A 17,716-nucleotide genomic window follows, 5' to 3' on the forward strand; every position below is an offset into this window, starting at 1 on the left:
GCAACCACCTGGCGACCGACCGGTAGGCTCGCACGACCCGAGAGGAGCCCGCGATGTCCGCGTACGGTCCTGCGCTGTTCGTGTCGAGGAAGGACGGCGCCCACGTGCCGCCGGGGGAGCAGGAGGCGATCCTGCTGCTCGCCCGGTCCGCCGCCGCCGCGGTCCGGCTGAAGGACGAGCAGGGCGACCCCGCCGACCCCCGGGTCTACGACTACGACGACTACGAGCCCCGCGCGCTGGGCGTCCTGCTCTACTCCGGCTACGCCTACGGCCGGCTGCCGGAGGAGGTGCAGCAGGTCCAGGAGGACACCTGGACCGGCGAGACCACCGCCGTCGCCGCCGAGATCGAGCGCCAGGCACCCGGCCTCTACACCTTCACCGGCTACGGCGTCGAGGACTGACCGCCGTTCCCGGCGGTCAGCGCCGGGTGGAGGATCGGGCGAGGAAAGCGGTGACCCTCGATAGTCAAAATCGCTTTCGCGATTCTAGGGAGAAGGAAGGACCACCATGGCCTCGCCGCGTGAGCTTAGCAGCGCGCCGAGGTCGACCGGTTCGAAATCGCTGTCCTGGTTGGACGGCCGGAAGACGTAGGCCGGGCCACCGCCGGTGACGGCGGCCGCCGAGTCGTCGTAGCGGACGGGCATGCCGCCGGCGGCCCGCGGCGCGTGGTCGAACAGGTCGTGGACGCTCGGCAGGCTCTCGAGGTATTCGACGTACGGCGGCAGCGTCGAACGCAGCACCGTGCCGTTGAGCGAGGCGGACCGCACCCGGGAGGGCAGGTTCGCGTCGAGGTACACCAGCACCCGGCGCCGCAGGTCGAGGTAGGCGACGAACTTGGTGAGGCTGTCGCCGCGGACCGGGAACGACAGCTGGGTGCGGGCGGGCTCGAACAGCCTGCCCTCCTGCGGCCGCTCGCCCCACTGCAGCGCGGCGTGGACGTCGTTCGCGGCCGCGAACGTGCGGCGGGAGTAGCACAGCAGGCTCCACACCGCGTAGCGCACGCCGGCGTCGGCGAGCTCGTCCAGGTACAGGTCGATGAGCTGGCAGGCACGCCCCTGCAGGTCCTTGGAGTTCGTGGGGTCGCCGGAGAAGACGGCCGCGTCGCCGAAGCGGACGTGGTCCCAGCAGGTCACGCCGACCGGCGACCAGGTGTCGTCGAAGAAGTTCCAGCTGTTGTCGTACCAGACGTCGGTGCCCGTCGGGCCCGTGGCCCAGTACGCGGCGGAGCGCACGAACCGGACGCCGCCGGGGATGTCGAAGACGGTGCCCCGGCCGTAGGGTGCCAGCTCGGCGTCGTTCGTCGGCAGCTTCACCCGCTCCGTCGCCGGGTCGAGGTCGACCGGGCCGACGCCGGCGAGGCGGCGGGTCAGCTCGGCGCCGATGACGGCGAGCACGGCGTCGCGCGGGCCGGCCGGCAGCCGGCGCCGCTCGTCGGTCTCGACGATCTGCACCTTCGCCCAGTCGCCGCGCGGCGGGAACATGCGCCACTGCCGGATGTCGGCGGTCTCCAGGTGCCGCCGCAGCTTCAGCAGCTGCACCGTCGTGAGGCCCCGCACGACGGTCCCGGCGCCGGGGGCCTCCCCGAACACGCGGACGAGCTGCGACAGCCGGCGCGCGTATTCTCCCGGGCGGGTCGCGAGCAGCCCGGCGACGGCCGGGTCACGGTCGGCGAGCAGCCGTTCGACCTCGGTGCCGAACCCGCCGACGGTGCGGCCGGTGTACAGCACGTCGTAGGCCTCGACGACCCGCGGGAAGGCGGTGCGGTAGTCGCCGGGGTGCAGGGCGAAGAACAGCCGCTTGAACGGCTCCCGCCGCCGCGCGACGTCGTCGAGCAGGTTGGTGGCGCCCTCCAGCATGCCGAGCAGGGCGCGGCGCTCCGCCCGCGTGAACCGGCGCAGCCGCACGCCGCCGCCGCGCAGGCCGGGGTCGCCGCCGGACAGCGCGACCGCGAGCCGCAGCACGTCGGTCGCGGTGGCGACCCGCGCCTCGACCCCGGTCGTCAGCAGCAGCACGGCGAGCCGGATCCGGTTCTCCACGAAGGTCACCGCGGCGAGGTCGACGGGCGCGCCGGCGAGCGCCGTGACGTCCTCCCACTGGGCGTCGGTCCACCGCGCCGGCAGCGCGCAGAGCTCACCGAGGATCCGCGGCAGCGCCGTGTCGCCGGCCGGGTGCAGCACGCGCGGCGCCGGCAGCTCCGCGAGGGGCGCCCGCTCCGCCGCTTCCCCGGTGACCAGGTCGTTGGGCAGCCCCCAGTACATGAGGACCTGCCGCAGCCAGTATTCGGCCTCGTCCATGGCCAGGACCTCGGCCGGGAAGTTCCGGTAGACGACGACGTCGCCCATGCGCTTGTCGTCGCCGGTGAGCGCGGCGAGCACCGGCTCCACCCCGGCCCACCACTCGCGCAGCTGGTCCTCGCCGGTGGCGCTCAGGATGCCGTACGCGCGGGCGGACAGCGCGAAAACCGTAGTGGGCGATGTTCGCGGCCACGGTGGCGAGGGACGCCGGCGAGACCGCCGGCGGGGCAGGGTCCGGCAGGGCGACGAGGTCACGGGCGATCAGGACGCGTTGCACGCCGACGAGCGTCCCGCACCCGCCGCGACGCGGTCAAAGCGGTTTGCGGGGGCCGGGCGTCCGGTCGGTCGGCCCGGCCGGTACTCGGGACGATCGGCGCGCGGGGGTACGGGGCGGTACGGTGCGTCGGCAGGCGGATGACGCTCAGGTGTCGCGGGTCGCGGTCGATGAGCATTTCGGACGGGGCGGGGAGAAGGACGGGCGGTAGATGACCGGATCGGGACGGCCGGGCCCGGTGGCGCGGCTACGCGATGCCCTGTTCGGGACGTCACGTGCCGATGTGATCACCCAGGCGGCGATTGTCCTGATCGCCTGGGTGTGGTTCGCGGTCAACGTGCGGGGGCCCGTGGGGCCGCCGGTGCTGGGCTGGGTGCCGAACCTGGTGTCGGCCGTGCTCGCCGGCGCCGCCCTGTGGACCGTCGGCACGGTCCGGACCGGCGGGCAGACCGCGCGGGTCAAGCCCGCCGCGGCGCGGTTCTGGCGGTTCATGGGCGCCGGCACGCTGCTGGTCGGGCTCGGGTCGTTCGTCCGGGGCATGCAGGCGATCCACGACCCGCAGGGCCGCATCGGCGCCGCCGACGGCGCCGTCTTCCTCGTCGCGGTGCTGCTGGAGGGGTGGGCGCTGCTGCGGCTGCCGCTCGGCCTGGCCCGCGGCCGGCGGCGGGTCACGTTCCTGCTCGACGCGTGCACGGTCGTCGCCGCCGGCGGGCTGTTCCTGTGGCAGTTCTGGCTGCGCCCGTCGCTGGAGCACGACACCGGCGACCGGACGGCCGCGGTCGTCACGGGGCTGGTCACGCTGGTCGTGTCGCTGCTGGCGCTGTTCGCGATCGTCAAGGTGGCGCTGACCGGCGGGTCGACCGTCGACAAGCGCGCGCTGCGGTGGTTCGGGCTCGCCATCATCGTCGGGGCGCTCGCGTCGGCGCCCGAGGCGCTGCTGCCGGCCGGCGCGCCGAGCCCGAGCCAGCTGGCGGTGCCGCTGAGCTGCCTGTTCGCGGTGTTCGCGGCGCGGCTGGAGCGGCGCGGCGAGACCGTGGCGGAGCCTGGCGAGGAGGGCGGGCGGCGCCGGCCGTTCAGCGTCATGCCCTACGTGGCGGTCGCCGCCAGCAACGTGCTGCTGCTGTTCGTCATGCTGTCCGACGACCCGGCCGAGCGGCTCGGTGTCGCCGTCGGGGTCGTCATCCTCGCCGTGCTGGTGATCGCCCGGCAGATGCTGACGTTCCAGGAGAACACCCGGCTCGTGGCCCGGCTCGACGCGGGCATGGTCGAGCTCGGCGACCGGGAGCGGCGCTTCCGCTCACTCGTGCAGAACGCGTCCGACCTGATCACCGTCACCGACGCCGAGGGGATCCTCACCTACGTCAGCCCCGGCGCCACCCGGCTGCTGGGGCTCCCCGCGGAGCAGTGGCCCGGCCGGCCCGCCGCCGACATGCTCTACACCGACGACGCGGGGCTGGTGCTGTCGGCGTACGAACGCGTCATGGCCGAACCGGAGAACCCCGCGGTCTTCCAGGCCCGCCTCGCGCACGCCGACGGCAGCTGGCGGTGGGCGGAGATCACGATGGCGAACCTGCTGCACGACCCGGGCGTCGCCGGCATCGTCTGCAACTCCCGCGACATCACCGACGCCCGCGACTTCCAGCAGCGGCTGAGCCACCAGGCCAGCCACGACGCCCTCACCGACCTCGCCAACCGCAGCCTCTTCGGCGAGCGGGTCTCCGAGGCGCTCGCCGCCGGCCCGCCGGAGCGGCTGCGGGTGCTGCTCATCGACCTCAACGAGTTCAAGACCGTCAACGACACCCTCGGCCACGCCGTCGGCGACGCGCTGCTGGTCGCGGCCGCCGACCGGCTGCGCGCCGCCGTCCGCCGCGGCGACATCGTGGCCCGGCTCGGCGGCGACGAGTTCGCGGTCCTGCTGGAGCACGCCGACGACGCTGCCGCGCTCGCCGTCATCGCCCGGATCGCTACCGCGTTCGACGAGCCGGTCGACGTCGACGGGCACCGGCTGCGGCTGGCCGCGAGCATCGGCGTCGCGCTCGGCACCGTCGCCGCCACGCCGCAGGAGCTGCTGCGCCGCGCCGACGTCGCGATGTACGCCGCGAAGGCCGACCGGGACGGCCCGCGCATCCGGTACGTCGACTACGCCGCGCCCCTCGACGTGCCGGTCCGGGCCCGGGCCACCCTGGAGCGCGACCTGCGCACCGGCATCGACGAGGAGCAGTTCTCCGTCGTGTACCAGCCGATCGTGACCCTGACCGGCGGCGCGCCCGTGGGCGTCGAGGCCCTGGTCCGCTGGCAACATCCGGACCTCGGCACGGTGCCGCCCGGCGAGTTCGTCCCCGTCGCCGAGGCGACCGGGCTGATCGTGCCGCTCGGCCGCTGGATCCTCGCCCAGACCCTCCAGCAGGCGGTCCGGTGGCACGAGGTGTACGGCGAGGCCGCGCCGCGCATGAGCGTCAACGTCTCCGCCCGGCAGCTGCAGGAGGCCGACTTCGCCGCCGACGTCTCGGACCTGCTGACGGCGTCCGGCCTCGCCCCGCACCGGCTCACCGTCGAGATCACGGAGACCGCGACCCTGCACCCCACCTGCGTCGAGTCCGTGCACGCCCTGCGGGCTCTCGGGGTGCGGATCTCGCTCGACGACTTCGGCACCGGCCACTCCAGCCTCAGCACCCTGCAGACCTGCCCGGTCGACGAGATCAAGCTGGACCGCGCGTTCACCGGCACGTGTACGGCGGCGGACGGCCGTACCGTAGCCGCCGCGGTGATCCAGATGGCCCGCGCGCTGCGGATCGAGGCCGTCGCCGAGGGCATCGAGACGGAGGCGCAGGCACGGCGGCTCCGCGAGCTCGGCTACCCGCACGGCCAGGGCTACCATTTCGCCCGCCCGCAGCCCGCGGACGGCATCTCGGCCCTGCTGTCGGCCGCGGCGCCTGTCCTATGATGGCTCCCGAGAGACGGGGGAAAGACATGGCTGACGCGGTCCTGTTCCACCACGCGCAGGGCCTGACGGCCGGCGTGACGGCGTTCGCCGAAGCGCTGCGCGAGGCCGGGCACACCGTCCACACCCCCGACCTGTTCGACGGCCGCACCTTCGACAGCATCGAGTCGGGCGTGGCCTATGCGACCGGGCTCGGCTTCCCCGGCGAGATCCTCCGCCGCGGCGCCGCCGCGGTGTCCACACTGCCCGCCGACCTGGTCTACATCGGCTTCTCCCTCGGCGTGCTGCCCGCCCAGCAGCTGGCCCAGACCCGCCCGGGCGCCCGCGGCGCGGTGCTGTGCTACTCGTGCGTGCCGGTCACCGAGTTCAGCCCCGCCTGGCCCGCCACCGTGCCCGTCCAGGTCCACGGCATGGACGCCGACCCGATCTTCGTCGGCGAGGGCGACATCGACGCCGCCCGCGACCTCGTCGCCCAGGCTCCCGACGCCGAGCTGTTCCTCTACCCCGGCGACCAGCACTACTTCGCCGACAGCTCGCTGCCCTCCTACGACTCCGCGGCGACCGCGCTGCTGCTCGACCGGGTCCTCGGCCTCCTGAGCCGCTGACGTGCACCACCCGGCGCTCGGCACCCTCACCTTCAACCCGGCGATGTATTGGTGGGAGGCGGCGTCACCCGTCCCGCTCGGCGCCACCGACCAGGTCTCGCTGACCCTGACCTGCCTCGACCTGCCCGCCGCTCGGCTCGAGGAGGCCGCCACGATCCTGGGCCGCCTCGACCCGTCGCACCTGCGCGCGCTGGTCGCGTCGGAGCTGCTGGAGCTGTACAACGACACCTGGCGCCAGGACGACGCCGCGGAGCTGGACCACGCCGGGTTCATTGCCCGGATCCGCCCGACCTGCGTCGACGTCGGCGAGGACCACGTCGAGGTGCTCTTCGACGACGGCGCCCTCTTCGGCGAACACTCGATCGTGCTGCTCCTCGACCTGAACCTGCAGGTCATCGACATCAAACTGGCCGGCTGAGCCGCGCCGGAGCCGGCGCGCCCTCCGGAGCCGGCGTGGCTGACCCGGGCCGGCGTGGTTGACTGGTGCCGCCCCGACGCCGTCGCACAAGGAGCCGCACGAGTGAGCCGCAAGGTGACGCCGACGCTGGATGTGGAGCGGGAGCTGTGGGGGCGCGGGCATCTCGCGGTCGGCGGGATGGACGAGGTTGGGCGCGGGGCGTGGGCCGGGCCGATCGCCGTCGGGATCGCGGTCGTCGCCGGCGACTGCGGACCGGTGCCCGACGGGCTGGCCGACTCGAAGTTCCTGTCCGAGGCGCAGCGGGAGCGGCTGGTGCCCGTCGTGCGGGAGTGGGTCGCGCACTGGGCGATCGGCGAGGCTACCCCCGAGGAGATCGACCGGCTCGGGGTGACCGCGGCACTGCGGACCGCCGGCTGGCGGGCGCTCGCGAAACTGCCGCAGCACCCGGGTGTGATCATCCTCGACGGCGCGCACGACTACCTCAGCGACCCGATGGAGGAGACGCTGTTCTGCCCCGAGCGCAGCATCCCACCGGTCCGCACCGAGGTGAAGGGCGACGCGCGGTGCGCCGTGGTCGCCGCGGCGTCGATCCTGGCAAAATCGCACCGGGACCTGCACATGGCCTCGCTCGCCGGGGACTTCCCGGCGTACGGGTGGGAGCGCAACGCCGGCTACGGGGGCGCCGCGGAACACCTGGACGGCGTCGCCGCGCACGGACTGTCCGTGCACCACCGCAGGTCGTGGCGCGTCCCGGCGGCGGTCCCGGCTGGTACAACAGCAGAATGACGACAGCGGCGGCGATGCGGGCCGAGGCGGCCGACCTCCTGAGCAACGCGCCCGAGGCGGGACTGCCGTTCGAGGACGACGCGCACCGGCGGTGGATCGAGTACCGGCCACGACCCAGACCCGGCGTGAGCCTGGGCGCGCTCGACCCGGCCGGGCGGAAGGCCGCGCACCGGCTCCTCGCGACGGGCCTGCGCGAGCATGCGTTCGCCCAGGCGACCGTGATCCTGGCGCTCGAAGAGGTCCTCGACCACCGGGAAGGCTACCGGCGCGGGCGGCACAGCAACGACTACACGGTCGCCGTGTTCGGCACGCCCGGACCGGGGGAGCGGTGGGGCTGGCGGTTCGAGGGCCACCACCTGTCGGTGACGATGACCCTCGACGGCGACACGGTGTCCCCGGCCCCGGTGTTCTTCGGCGCGAACCCGCTCGGCACCTACTACGGCGGCCGGCCCGTCGTGCGCCCGCTCGCGCCCGAGGAGGAACTCGGCTGGGCTGTGCTGGCCGCGGTACCGCAGCAGCAGCTGCACCAGGTCGTCCTGCAACGCACCGCGCCACCGGACATCCACAGCGGACCGAACGCGGCGATCCGGACGGTGCCGCCGGGGATCGCGGCCGGCGAACTGCCCGACCCGGCCCGGCGGCTGCTCGACGAACTGGTCGCCGTCTACCTCGACCGGCTCCCCGCGGACGTCGCGCCGCCCGTGGACCGGGACCGGCTGACGTTCGCGTGGGAGGGCGCGACCGAACGGACCGGCCGGCACTACTACCGCGTGCAGGCCCCGGACCTGCTCATCGAGTACGACAACACCGCCGACGACCTGAACCACGCCCACACGGTCCTGCGCCGCCCCGACTCCGACTTCGGCGCCGACATCCTCGCCGCCCACCACGCCGACTGGCCGCACTGACGCTTCTGCCGGCATCGTCGCCACCCCGGCCGACGCTGAGGCATCGGGTGCGGCAGGCCTTTCGAATACCGTTCGAGACCGTGGCGCTCTGCGAACGGCCGGCGACGACCTCGGCCGGCCGGTCGAACGGCTGAGGGCCGCCGCGTTCAGGATCTCGTCGCTGGGTCGCTGGGTCGCTGGGTCGCTGGGTCGCTGGGTCGCTGGGTCGCTGGGTCGCTGGGTCGCTGGGTCGCTGGGTCGCTGGGTCGCTGGGGCGGGTGACGGCGCAGCGATGTCGGGTGCGGCAGAAGGTCTGGTAGGCGGCGAAGTCTGCCGATGTTGGGTTCGTGGGCTGGTCGGGGCGGGAGCCGGCCGGTGAACGGTCAGCTGGTCATCTTGGCGAGCCGGTTGGACGGCTTCGGGTCGTCGTGGTCAGGGTCTCCTCGCCGGATCGCCGGATCGCCGGATCGCCGGATCGCCGGATCGCCGGGTGCGGCAGAAGGTCGAGTGGCGGCGAAGTCTGCCGGTTTCGGGTTCGTGGGCCGGTCGGGGGCGGGGCCGGTCGGTGAATGGGCAGCCGACGATCTCGGCCGGCCGCTCGAATGGCTCCAGGTCGCCGTGGTCAGGGTCTCCCCTCACCGGTCTGCGTGACTGCGCTGCGGCGCCAGGTCTGGTGGATGCCGAAGTCTGCCAGTGCAGGGTTCGTGGGCCGGTCGGTCGAGGCCGGTCGGCGAATGGGTCGCTGGCGATCTCGCGTGCCAGTCGGACGGCTCCGGGTCGCCGTGGTCAGGGTCTCCTCGCCGGGTTGCCGGGTCGCCGAGGCGGCGAGTGCTGGCATGTCGGGTGCGGCAGAAGGTTGGTTAGGTGTCGAAGTCTGCCGGTGTCGGATTCGTGGGCCGGTCGGGGCGGTCGATGAATGGGTCGTTGGTGATCTCGGCCAGCCGGTTGGACGGCTCCGGGTCGCCGTGGTCAGAGTCCCCTCGCCGTGCCGACCGTGCCGACCGTGCCGACCGTGCCGACCGTGCCGACCGTGCCGAGCCGTTGCGGCCGCGCTGGTGGGTCAGGTGCCGCAGAAGGTCTGGTAGGTGCCGAAGTCGGGCGGTGCCGGCGCTGCGAACCGGTCGAGGCCGGGGCGCTCCGTGAACGGGTCGCTGACGACCTCCACCAGCCGGTCGAACGGGGCCAGGTCGCCGCCGGTCGCCGCGGCCAAAGCCTCCTCGACGAGGTGGTTGCGGGGAATGTACACAGGGTTGACCCGGTCCATCGCATCGGCGTCGGGGGTGAGTGCCAGCCACCGCCGCACCCACGCCTCCGCCAGCGGGTCGGGCAGCAGGGCGCGGATCGGCGAGGAGTCACCGCGGGCGGCCGCGGCGAGGGACCGGTAGGCCGACGTGTGGTCCACGCGGCCGGTATGCAGCAGCGTGAGCAGGTCCGTCACGAGCTGGGCGGCGTCGTGGCCCGCGGGGAGGCCGAGCTTCGCGCGCATGCCGTCGAGCCACGCCGCCTCATACGCCGGGCGGAATCCGCCGAGGGCGGCGACGGCCAGCTCGACGGCGCGGTCCTGGTCGTCGTCGATGAGGGGCAGGAGCGACTCCGCGAGGCGGGCGAGATTCCATTCGGCGACGAGCGGCTGGTTGCCGTACGCGTAGCGGCCGCCGTGGTCGATCGAGCTGTAGACCGTGGCGGGGTCATAGGCGTCCATGAAGGCGCACGGGCCGTAGTCGATGGTTTCGCCGGAGATCGTCATGTTGTCGGTGTTCATGACGCCGTGCACGAAGCCGGTCAGCATCCACTGTGCGATCAGGGACGCCTGCGCGGCGAGGACCGATTCGAACAGGGCCAGGCTGGGGCGGTCGGCGTCGGCCGCGGCCGGGTGGTGGCGGGTGATCGCGTGCTCGGCGAGCCTGCGCAGCAGGTCCTTGTCGCCGGTGGCGGCGGCATACTGAAAGCTGCCGACCCGCAGGTGGCTGCTCGCGACCCTGGCCAGGACGGCGCCGGGCAGCAGTGTCTCGCGGCGCACGACCTGCCCGGTCGCGACGACGGCGAGCGCGCGGGTCGTCGGGATGCCCAGCGCGTGCATGGCGCGGCTGATGACGAACTCCCGCAGCATCGGCCCGACGGCGGCGAGCCCGTCACCGCCGCGCGCGAACGGCGTCCGTCCCGAACCCTTCAGGTGCAGGTCGCGGGACCGGCCGCGGGCGGCGAGCTCGCCGAGCAGCAGCGCCCGGCCGTCGCCGAGCCGTGGGGAGAACCCGCCGAACTGGTGCCCGGAATATGCCTGCGCGACCGGTGTGGCCCCGCCGGGGACGGCGGCCCCGACCAGCAGCCGCACCCCGTCGGGGCCGCGCAGCCAGGTGGGGTCGAGGCCGAGGTCGGTGGCGAGCGCCTCGTCGAGCGCGAGCAGGCGCGGCTCGGCGACCGGCTCGGCCTGCCACGGCACCGCCATCTCGGGCAGCTCACGGGCGAAGCGGTTGTCGAGGGTCACGGCCGTCGCGATGGTCACGCCGTCGAGACTACGTCGCCGGTACGACAGAAACCCCCGTCACGCGGGCTCGCGGACCCCGCCCGTGCCGCCGCCGCCCTCGTCGTCGCCGGGCATCGGCTCGACGGGTGCCTCGGGCAGCTCACCCGGGGTGTCGGGCAGCAGCTCACCCGGGTCGTCGGGCACCGGCTCGCGCGGGTCGAGCGGCGGGTACTCCTCGGGGTCGAGATCCGGATTCACCATGATCCCAGTATCGGCCAACGGGGACGTCCCCGCCCGTCGGACGCACGTCCAAGGCGGGACGGGGCCGCCCGGTGACGTGGGCACCGGGCGGCCCAGCGGGTCCTGATCAGTGCCCGGGCAGGGCGGTGCCGGTCAGGTCGGCGAAGCGCGTGAGCAGCTCGTCCAGCAGGGCCTGGTCGAAGTCGGCCGGCCGCCAGTCGCGGTCGCTGAAGTACTGCCCGGTGACCCGCACCTCCTCGTCGACGGCGAGGCGCACCTGGCCCCGCGCGGCGTCGGCGGGATCGGTCGGCGCGCCGTCGCCGCCCATCCTGGTGCGCACCCAGCCCGGGTCGACCGAGTTGCTCAGCGTCCCCGGCCAGCGCCGGGCGACGGCGACGGCCAGCATCAGGTCGAGGAGCTTCGTCGTGCTGTAGGCCTCGAACCCGTTCCATGGCCGCCGCTCGTACTGCAGGTCGCCGAGCTTGACGGACCCCTGGGCGGCCATCGCCGACGACACGAACACCAGCCGTCCCGGCGGCGGCAGCAGCGCCGTCAGCAGGTACGGCGCGAGCACGTTGACCTGGAGCATCGACTCGATGCCGTCACCGGTCAGCTCCCGTTCCGAGCTTTCCAGCCGGGCGATCCCGGCGTTGTGCACGATCGCGTCGAGGCGCCCGTACTCCCGCAAGGAAACGGCAAGGGTCCGGGTCTCCTCGAGCGAGCGCAGGTCGCCGACCACGGTTCCGGCCGCGCCGGGCACCGCCGCCTTCGCCGCGACCGCCCGCTCCTCGTTGCGGGCGTGCAGGATCACCCGGTGCCCGCCGGCGACGAGCTGCGTCGCGGTGTGCAGGCCGATGCCGTCGGCCGATCCGGTGACAAGAATGGTGCGCAATGTGGGTCCCTTTCGTCGTGTACCCGCACACGATGACCCGGCCCGATTGCAGTGCGATTGCAGCGGACTTGCCCCGGCGCTCACGTGCTGTGAACGCCGGGACACGTCAAGATGTCCATGAGTGGCTCACTGGACCGGGTTCCAGCCGTCGCCGCCGGCCAGATACTTCTGCGGGGTGTGGTTCGCCGCCGCCGAGTCGCTCAGCTGCGGGCGGTTGCTGTTCGTGCCGGCGCCGGCCTTGATGGTGATGACCCGGCGGGTCGTGTTGTTCGCCGGGACCGCGTCGACGGCCGCCTGCACGGTGCTGTACTGCCCGGTCCCGTCCTTCGCGACGGTCGCGGCGGCGGTGCTCCCCACGGCGTTGAACGCCCACTGCTTGTTGCTGTTGGCGGTGCAGGTCTCCTGGATGACGGCGGCGCCGCTGGCGGTGGAGGCGTCCTTGTCGCTGACGCAGAGCCCGCTGTTGACGTTGATGATCTGGAAGGTGCCGGGGCCGGAGGCGACGAGCCGCCATTGCTGGTTGGTCTGGCCGGCGACGCAGGTGTACTGCTGCAGCTGCACGCCCGACGCGGTGGACCAGCCGGGCACGTCGACGCACTTGCCGCTGCTGACGTTGACCAGCGTGCCGGCGGCGGTGAGCCGGAACTGCTGCCAGGTGGCGCCGGTGGTGCAGCCCCATTGCTGCAGGAGCGCGCCGTTGGCGGTGGACGCCGACGGTACGTCGATGCACTTGCCGCTCTTCGTCACCGCCAGCTGATACGTGCCGCCGGTGGCGGGCAGCGCCGCTGCTTCGGACGGCAGCACGGTCACCACCGTCACCACGGCGGGCACCACGACGGCGAGCGCGGCATACAACACATGCCGCCTGGACGAACCCGATCTGGACATGAACCTGGTCCCTTTCCGGTCACGCGGAGCCACGAGGGCGGGGCACCCAGGTAGATGTGGGCCGGCGAGGGCCGATAACAGGAATTTCCGGGACTACCGGGACTGCGGGCAGTTGTGGCTGGTCCGGTCCTGGGGCGGGGACACCGGGCCGGCGGTGCGGATCGGGCCGGTGGCCGCGCTGCCGTCGCTGGTGATGCCCGACGGGACGCCGTCGAAGACGGACTCGACCTTGTCGGCGTTGCCGCGGGTGTGCTCCGGGTCCCGGGTGTCGTCGTGCTGCTCGTAGTGCAGGTGGTCGACGCGGGTCGAGCCGGTCCTGCCGACGTGGCCGAGCAGCCGGCCCTGCGGCACCACCTGGTCCTGCTTCACCTCGGGCCAGGTCTGCAGGTGCCCGTACGAGGTGAACCAGCCGCCGCCGTGGTCGATGATCACGCCGAAGCCGAGGCCGCCGCGGGTGCCGACGGTGCCGGGCGCGGCCGCCGCGCCGTTCTCCAGCGTCGCCTGCCAGCCGGCCCAGGCGACCGTGCCGCCGGCGGAGGCGAGGACGGCGCGGCCGCCGCTCTGCCCGCCGTTGAAGAAGAAGTCGATGTCGTAGTCGTCGTGCCCGGCATACGTGGTGAGGTGCCACGACTCGCCGCACTGGAACGGCAGCTGGAACGCCGGCCGCGGCCCCGGGCGCTGTTGCGGGTGGCCGTCGGCCCGGCGGGCGAGCACGACGTACGACGTGATGACGCAGCCGATGATGATCAGCAGCATCGTCGACCGATACACCCCTCGCGCGCCCACCGGCGATCAATCTACCTCGTCGCCGCAACGCTGCGTCCCGGGACAAACTGTGAAAGCTTCACGGTCTGCCCCGGGCGCCGCCGGTCCGCCGCCTGCGTTCGTACCAGCGGAAACGCCGCGGGAGCGAGGGCTTCGCGGGGCCCGTGCGCGTTGACGCCCCGCAACGGCCGGGCCTAATGTCCGGCCCGCCCAGCTCCCGTCGATGTCTCGAGGTAGGCCATGAGGAGAAGACTCAGCGTGCTCGGCGCGCTGTTGCTCGCCGTCACCGCGTCGGTGGTGATGTTCATGCAGCCCGCGTCAGCCGCCGTCGGCCTGCACATCAGCGGCCGCAACATCGTGGAGGCCAACGGCCAGAACCTGATCATGCGCGGTGTCAACCACCCGCACGTGTGGTACACCGGCCAGACGTCCTCGTTCGCCGCCATCAAGGCCGCCGGGGCCAACACGATCCGGGTCGTGCTCGGCACCGGCAAGCGCTGGGGGCCGTCCAACGACGTGCCCGCCGTCATCACCCTGTGCAAGCAGAACAAGCTCATCTGCGTGCTCGAGGTCCACGACACCACCGGCTACGGCGAGGAGGGCGCGGCGGCGTCGCTCGACGAGGCCGCCAACTACTGGATCAGCCAGAAGGCGAACCTGGTCGGCCAGGAGAACTACGTCGTCATCAACATCGGCAACGAGCCGATCGGCAACACCAACCCGGCGCAGTGGACCGCCGCGACCGCCGCCGCGATCCAGAAGCTGCGCACCAACGGCTTCGAGCACCTGATCATGGTCGACGCCCCGAACTGGGGCCAGGACTGGCAGAACGTCATGCGCGACACCGGCCAGACCGTGCTGGACGCCGACACCAAGCACAACACCGTGCTGTCGATCCACATGTACGCCGTGTACGCCAACGCCTCGACGATCGTGTCGTACTTCGACGCGTTCAAGAACAAGGGCTGGCCCCTCGTGGTCGGCGAGTTCGGCTGGAAGTTCAACTCCGGCGAGGTCGACCACGAGACCATCCTGTCCGAGGCGCAGGCCCGCGGGCTGGGCTGGATCGCCTGGTCGTGGAGCGGCAACAGCGACCCGATCCTCGACATGACGACGAACTTCAACCCGGCGCAGCTGACCACGTTCGGCGACCGGATCGTCAACGGCGCCAACGGTCTGAAGGCCACCTCCCGCGAGGCCTCCATCTACAGTGGACAGACCAGCCCGCCGCCGTCGTCGGTCTCGCCGTCGGCCTCGCGCAGCCCGTCCACGTCCCCGTCCGCCTCGCGCAGCCCGTCGTCGTCCCCGTCGAACCCGGGCGGCAAGGCCTGCACCGCGACGTACGCCATCGTCGGCCAGTGGCCCGGCGGCTTCCAGGCGGAGGTCAAGGTGACCGCCGGCAGCGCCGCGATCTCCGGCTGGACCGTCGGCTGGACGTACGCCAACGGGCAGACCGTCGCCAACGGCTGGAGCGCCACCATCACCAGCTCCGGCGCCGCGGTCACCGCCCGTAACGTCGGCTACAACGGCACCGTCGCCGCCGGCGGCAACACCTCGTTCGGCTTCCTCGGCACCTGGAACGGCACCAACCCGGTCCCCGCCCCGCTCACCTGCACGGCGAGCTGAGCGACCGCGACGGGCCGGCCGTACTCCCGCGCCGGCCCGTCGCAGGTCTACCCTCGGTGGTATGCCTGACCTGCCACCACCCGTCGACGAGGCCGAGGCGCGGCTGAAGGTCGGGCCGCCCGCCGACCACGCCGCCGGGCTGCCTGCCGTGCGGCTCAGCGTCGGCAACGCGGTGCGGCGGATGGGCGTCGTCAAGGCCACCCGCAACCTGCTCGCGCTCAACCAGGTCGACGGCATCGACTGCATGAGCTGCGCCTGGCCAGACCCGAAGGGGCACCGGCACACCGCCGAGTTCTGCGAGAACGGCGCGAAGGCCATCTCCTGGGAAGGGGTCCGGGAGACCGTCGGGCCCGGGTTCTTCGCCGCGCACTCCCTGGACGACCTCGCCGGGCGCACCGACCACTGGCTGGAGGCGCAGGGCCGGCTGACCCATCCGATGGTCCGCCGCGCCGGCGGCAGCCACTACGAGCCGATCTCGTGGGACGAGGCGTTCGCGCTCATCGGCGCGCACCTTCGCGGGCTGGACAGCCCCGACGAGGCGGTCTTCTACACCTCCGGCCGGGCCAGCAACGAGGCCGCGTTCCTGTGGCAGCTGTTCGCGCGGGCGTATGGCACCAACAACCTCCCCGACTGCTCCAACATGTGCCACGAGTCGACGTCGGCCGGGCTGGCCCGCACGATCGGCATCGGCAAGGGGTCGGTGTCGCTGCAGGACCTGCACGAGGCGGAGCTCATCGTCGTCTCGGGGCAGAACCCGGGCACCAACCACCCGCGGATGCTGACCGCGCTGGAGACCGCCAAGCGCAACGGCGCGAAGATCCTGGCCGTCAACCCGTTGCGGGAGGCCGGGCTGATGCGCTTCGACAATCCGCAGAAGGCGCGCGGGCTCGCCGGGCGCGGCACCGATCTCGCCGACGTGCTGCTGCAGATCCGGTCCAACGGCGACCTGGCACTGTGGCAGGCGATCGGTCACCTGCTCCTGCGGGCGCCCGGGGGTGCGATCGACCGCGACTTCATCGACCGGTACACCACCGGCTTCGAGGAATGGCAGCGCCACGTGCGCGCGCTCGACCGCGACGCGGTGCTCGCCGCGACCGGTCTGGCCTGGTCGCAGATCGAGACCGCGGCGGCGATGCTGGCGGCCTCGAAGCGCACCGTGCACTGCTGGGCGATGGGCATCACCCAGCACCACAACGCGGTGGCGACCATCAAGGAGTTCGTCAACGTCGCGCTGGCGCAGGGCAACATCGGCAAGCCCGGCGCCGGCCTGTGCCCGGTCCGCGGCCATTCCAACGTGCAGGGCGACCGGACGATGGGCATCTGGGAGAAGCCGCCCGCGTTCTTCCTCGACGCGCTCGGCGCCGAGTTCGGCTTCGAGCCGCCGCGCGAGCACGGCTTCGACGCGGCCGACGCTGTGCGTGCCTTCCGGGACCGGCGGGCGAAGGTGTTCATCGCGCTCGGCGGCAACTTCGTCGCCGCGATGTCCGACACCGACGTCACCACCGCGGCCATGCGCGGCGCCGCGCTCACCGTGCAGGTGTCCACGAAGCTCAACCGCAGCCACGTCGCGGCCGGGGAGACGGCGCTGATCCTGCCCACCCTCGGCCGCTCCGAGCAGGACATGACCGGCGGCAAGGTGCAGCGGGTCACCGTCGAGGACTCGATGTCGGAGGTGCACGCGTCCCGGGGTCGTTCGGCCCCGATCGATCCGGCGCTGCGGTCCGAGGTGGACATCGTGTGCGGGATCGCGGCGGCCACGCTGGGGGACCGGCACGGCATCCCGTGGTCGTCGTTCACGGTCGACTACGACCGGATCCGTGACCGGATCGCCCGCGTCGTGCCCGGCTGTGCCGGCTACAACGACCGCATCCGCGACGGCGGCTTCACCCTGCCGCACGGGCCGCGGGACTCCCGCACGTTCCCGACGCCGGAGGGCCGGGCCGTGTTCACGGTCAGCCCGCTCGTCGTCATGCAGGTGCCGCCGGGCCGGCTGGTGCTGCAGACGATCCGCAGCCACGACCAGTTCAACACCACCATCTACGGCCTCGACGACCGGTACCGCGGGATCAGGTCCGGCCGCCGGGTCGTGTTCATCTCCGCGGCGGACCTCGCCGAGCTGGGTTTCGCCGACGGCGACATGGTCGACCTGGTGTCGGAGTGGGAGTCCACCGAGCGCCGCGCGCCACGGTTCCGGCTGGTGGAGTACGACACGCCCAAGGGATGCGTCGCCGCCTACTACCCGGAGACCAACCCGCTGGTGCCGCTGGACTCGCAGGCTGCGGTCAGCGGCACCCCCACGTCGAAGTGGGTCGTCGTGCGGTTGGAAGCTAGCGGTAGGTGATGTCGGAGGAGTTGTAGAAGCAGTTGACGCCGTCGGCGCCGGAGCCGATGTGGGTCGGCTCGCTGCCCTTCGGGGCGCCCTTGTACTTGTCGCAGATCGTCGCCGAGCCGTACACGGTGATCCTGGTGAACCGGGCGGTGTCGCCCCAGTTCGTGTTGATGCCCGCGATCACCTTCGTCGACCTGGCGATGATGTTGTCCACGACGACGTTGCGCTGGTAGGAGTTCGTGCAGTTGCCGCAGGCCCGGTACAGCTTCCCGGCGTTCTCGACGTAGAAGCCGGAGATGTTGACGGT

At 72.7% G+C, this 17,716-nt stretch carries 15 protein-coding genes; 8 read left to right on the top strand and 7 right to left on the bottom strand.

Annotated elements, in window-relative coordinates:
* The first annotated feature begins 53 nt into the window (after positions 1 to 53).
* Entirely contained in the window at positions 54 to 401 is a 348-nt protein-coding gene (locus ACZ6TV_RS19810) for a hypothetical protein (protein ID WP_465298663.1), read from the top strand.
* An 84-nt stretch (positions 402 to 485) separates the two neighbouring features.
* Here the strand turns inward: ACZ6TV_RS19810 and ACZ6TV_RS19815 are convergent, their stop codons facing one another.
* Entirely contained in the window at positions 486 to 2,384 is a 1,899-nt protein-coding gene (locus tag ACZ6TV_RS19815) for a hypothetical protein (RefSeq protein WP_465298664.1), read from the bottom strand.
* A 395-nt stretch (positions 2,385 to 2,779) separates the two neighbouring features.
* Here ACZ6TV_RS19815 and ACZ6TV_RS19820 point away from each other — a divergent pair, with 395 nt between their 5' ends.
* The 5 genes from ACZ6TV_RS19820 to ACZ6TV_RS19840 all read left to right on the top strand — a co-directional run bounded on the left by ACZ6TV_RS19820 (position 2,780) and on the right by ACZ6TV_RS19840 (position 8,226).
* Positions 2,780 to 5,512 (top strand): putative bifunctional diguanylate cyclase/phosphodiesterase, encoded by a 2,733-nt coding sequence (locus ACZ6TV_RS19820; protein WP_465298665.1) that lies wholly within the window; start codon positions 2,780 to 2,782, stop codon positions 5,510 to 5,512.
* A gap of 26 nt (positions 5,513 to 5,538) precedes the next feature.
* Positions 5,539 to 6,114, top strand: coding sequence for a dienelactone hydrolase family protein (locus tag ACZ6TV_RS19825; RefSeq protein ID WP_465298666.1), 576 nt, complete (start codon positions 5,539 to 5,541; stop codon positions 6,112 to 6,114).
* 1 nt (position 6,115) lies between these two features.
* Complete coding sequence (locus ACZ6TV_RS19830) at positions 6,116 to 6,532, top strand: DUF2262 domain-containing protein (protein ID WP_465298667.1); 417 nt, start codon at positions 6,116 to 6,118, stop codon at positions 6,530 to 6,532.
* Between the two features lie 102 nt (positions 6,533 to 6,634).
* Complete coding sequence (locus ACZ6TV_RS19835) at positions 6,635 to 7,318, top strand: ribonuclease HII (protein WP_465298668.1); 684 nt, start codon at positions 6,635 to 6,637, stop codon at positions 7,316 to 7,318.
* Positions 7,315 to 8,226: a DUF3500 domain-containing protein gene (locus ACZ6TV_RS19840; protein WP_465298669.1), complete on the top strand. Its 912-nt coding sequence runs from the start codon at positions 7,315 to 7,317 to the stop codon at positions 8,224 to 8,226. The genes ACZ6TV_RS19835 and ACZ6TV_RS19840 overlap by 4 nt, the downstream gene beginning before the upstream one ends.
* A gap of 1,039 nt (positions 8,227 to 9,265) precedes the next feature.
* On the opposite strand, the gene ACZ6TV_RS19845 is transcribed toward ACZ6TV_RS19840, so the two are convergent.
* From ACZ6TV_RS19845 to ACZ6TV_RS19865, 5 genes are all read right to left on the bottom strand, one after another.
* On the bottom strand, positions 9,266 to 10,708 hold the full coding sequence (locus ACZ6TV_RS19845) for a protein adenylyltransferase SelO (RefSeq protein ID WP_465298670.1): 1,443 nt from the start codon (positions 10,706 to 10,708) through the stop codon (positions 9,266 to 9,268).
* Positions 10,709 to 10,747: 39 nt separating this feature from the next.
* The gene (locus tag ACZ6TV_RS19850; RefSeq protein ID WP_465298671.1) at positions 10,748 to 10,930 is read right to left on the bottom strand and encodes a hypothetical protein; all 183 of its coding nucleotides are present in this window, start codon (positions 10,928 to 10,930) and stop codon (positions 10,748 to 10,750) included.
* 106 nt (positions 10,931 to 11,036) lie between these two features.
* A complete protein-coding gene (locus tag ACZ6TV_RS19855) occupies positions 11,037 to 11,801 on the bottom strand; it encodes an SDR family NAD(P)-dependent oxidoreductase (protein ID WP_465298672.1) in 765 nt (254 codons plus the stop codon).
* A 126-nt stretch (positions 11,802 to 11,927) separates the two neighbouring features.
* A complete protein-coding gene (locus tag ACZ6TV_RS19860; protein WP_465298673.1) occupies positions 11,928 to 12,689 on the bottom strand; it encodes an RICIN domain-containing protein in 762 nt (253 codons plus the stop codon).
* Between the two features lie 93 nt (positions 12,690 to 12,782).
* Positions 12,783 to 13,445, bottom strand: coding sequence for a M23 family metallopeptidase (locus ACZ6TV_RS19865; RefSeq protein WP_465298674.1), 663 nt, complete (start codon positions 13,443 to 13,445; stop codon positions 12,783 to 12,785).
* Between the two features lie 249 nt (positions 13,446 to 13,694).
* Between ACZ6TV_RS19865 and ACZ6TV_RS19870 the strand changes: the two genes are divergently transcribed.
* Together ACZ6TV_RS19870 and ACZ6TV_RS19875 are read left to right on the top strand one after the other, a co-directional pair.
* Positions 13,695 to 15,080, top strand: a complete 1,386-nt coding sequence (locus ACZ6TV_RS19870; protein WP_465298675.1) for a cellulase family glycosylhydrolase — start codon at positions 13,695 to 13,697, stop codon at positions 15,078 to 15,080.
* A 61-nt stretch (positions 15,081 to 15,141) separates the two neighbouring features.
* Positions 15,142 to 17,421, top strand: coding sequence for an FdhF/YdeP family oxidoreductase (locus ACZ6TV_RS19875; RefSeq protein WP_465298676.1), 2,280 nt, complete (start codon positions 15,142 to 15,144; stop codon positions 17,419 to 17,421).
* Here the strand turns inward: ACZ6TV_RS19875 and ACZ6TV_RS19880 are convergent.
* Positions 17,408 to 17,716: pectate lyase (locus tag ACZ6TV_RS19880; protein ID WP_465298677.1), on the bottom strand; the 309-nt coding region annotated here is incomplete at its 5' end. The genes ACZ6TV_RS19875 and ACZ6TV_RS19880 overlap by 14 nt on opposite strands.

It is taken from the genome of Dactylosporangium sp. NPDC051087, from assembly GCF_055586325.1.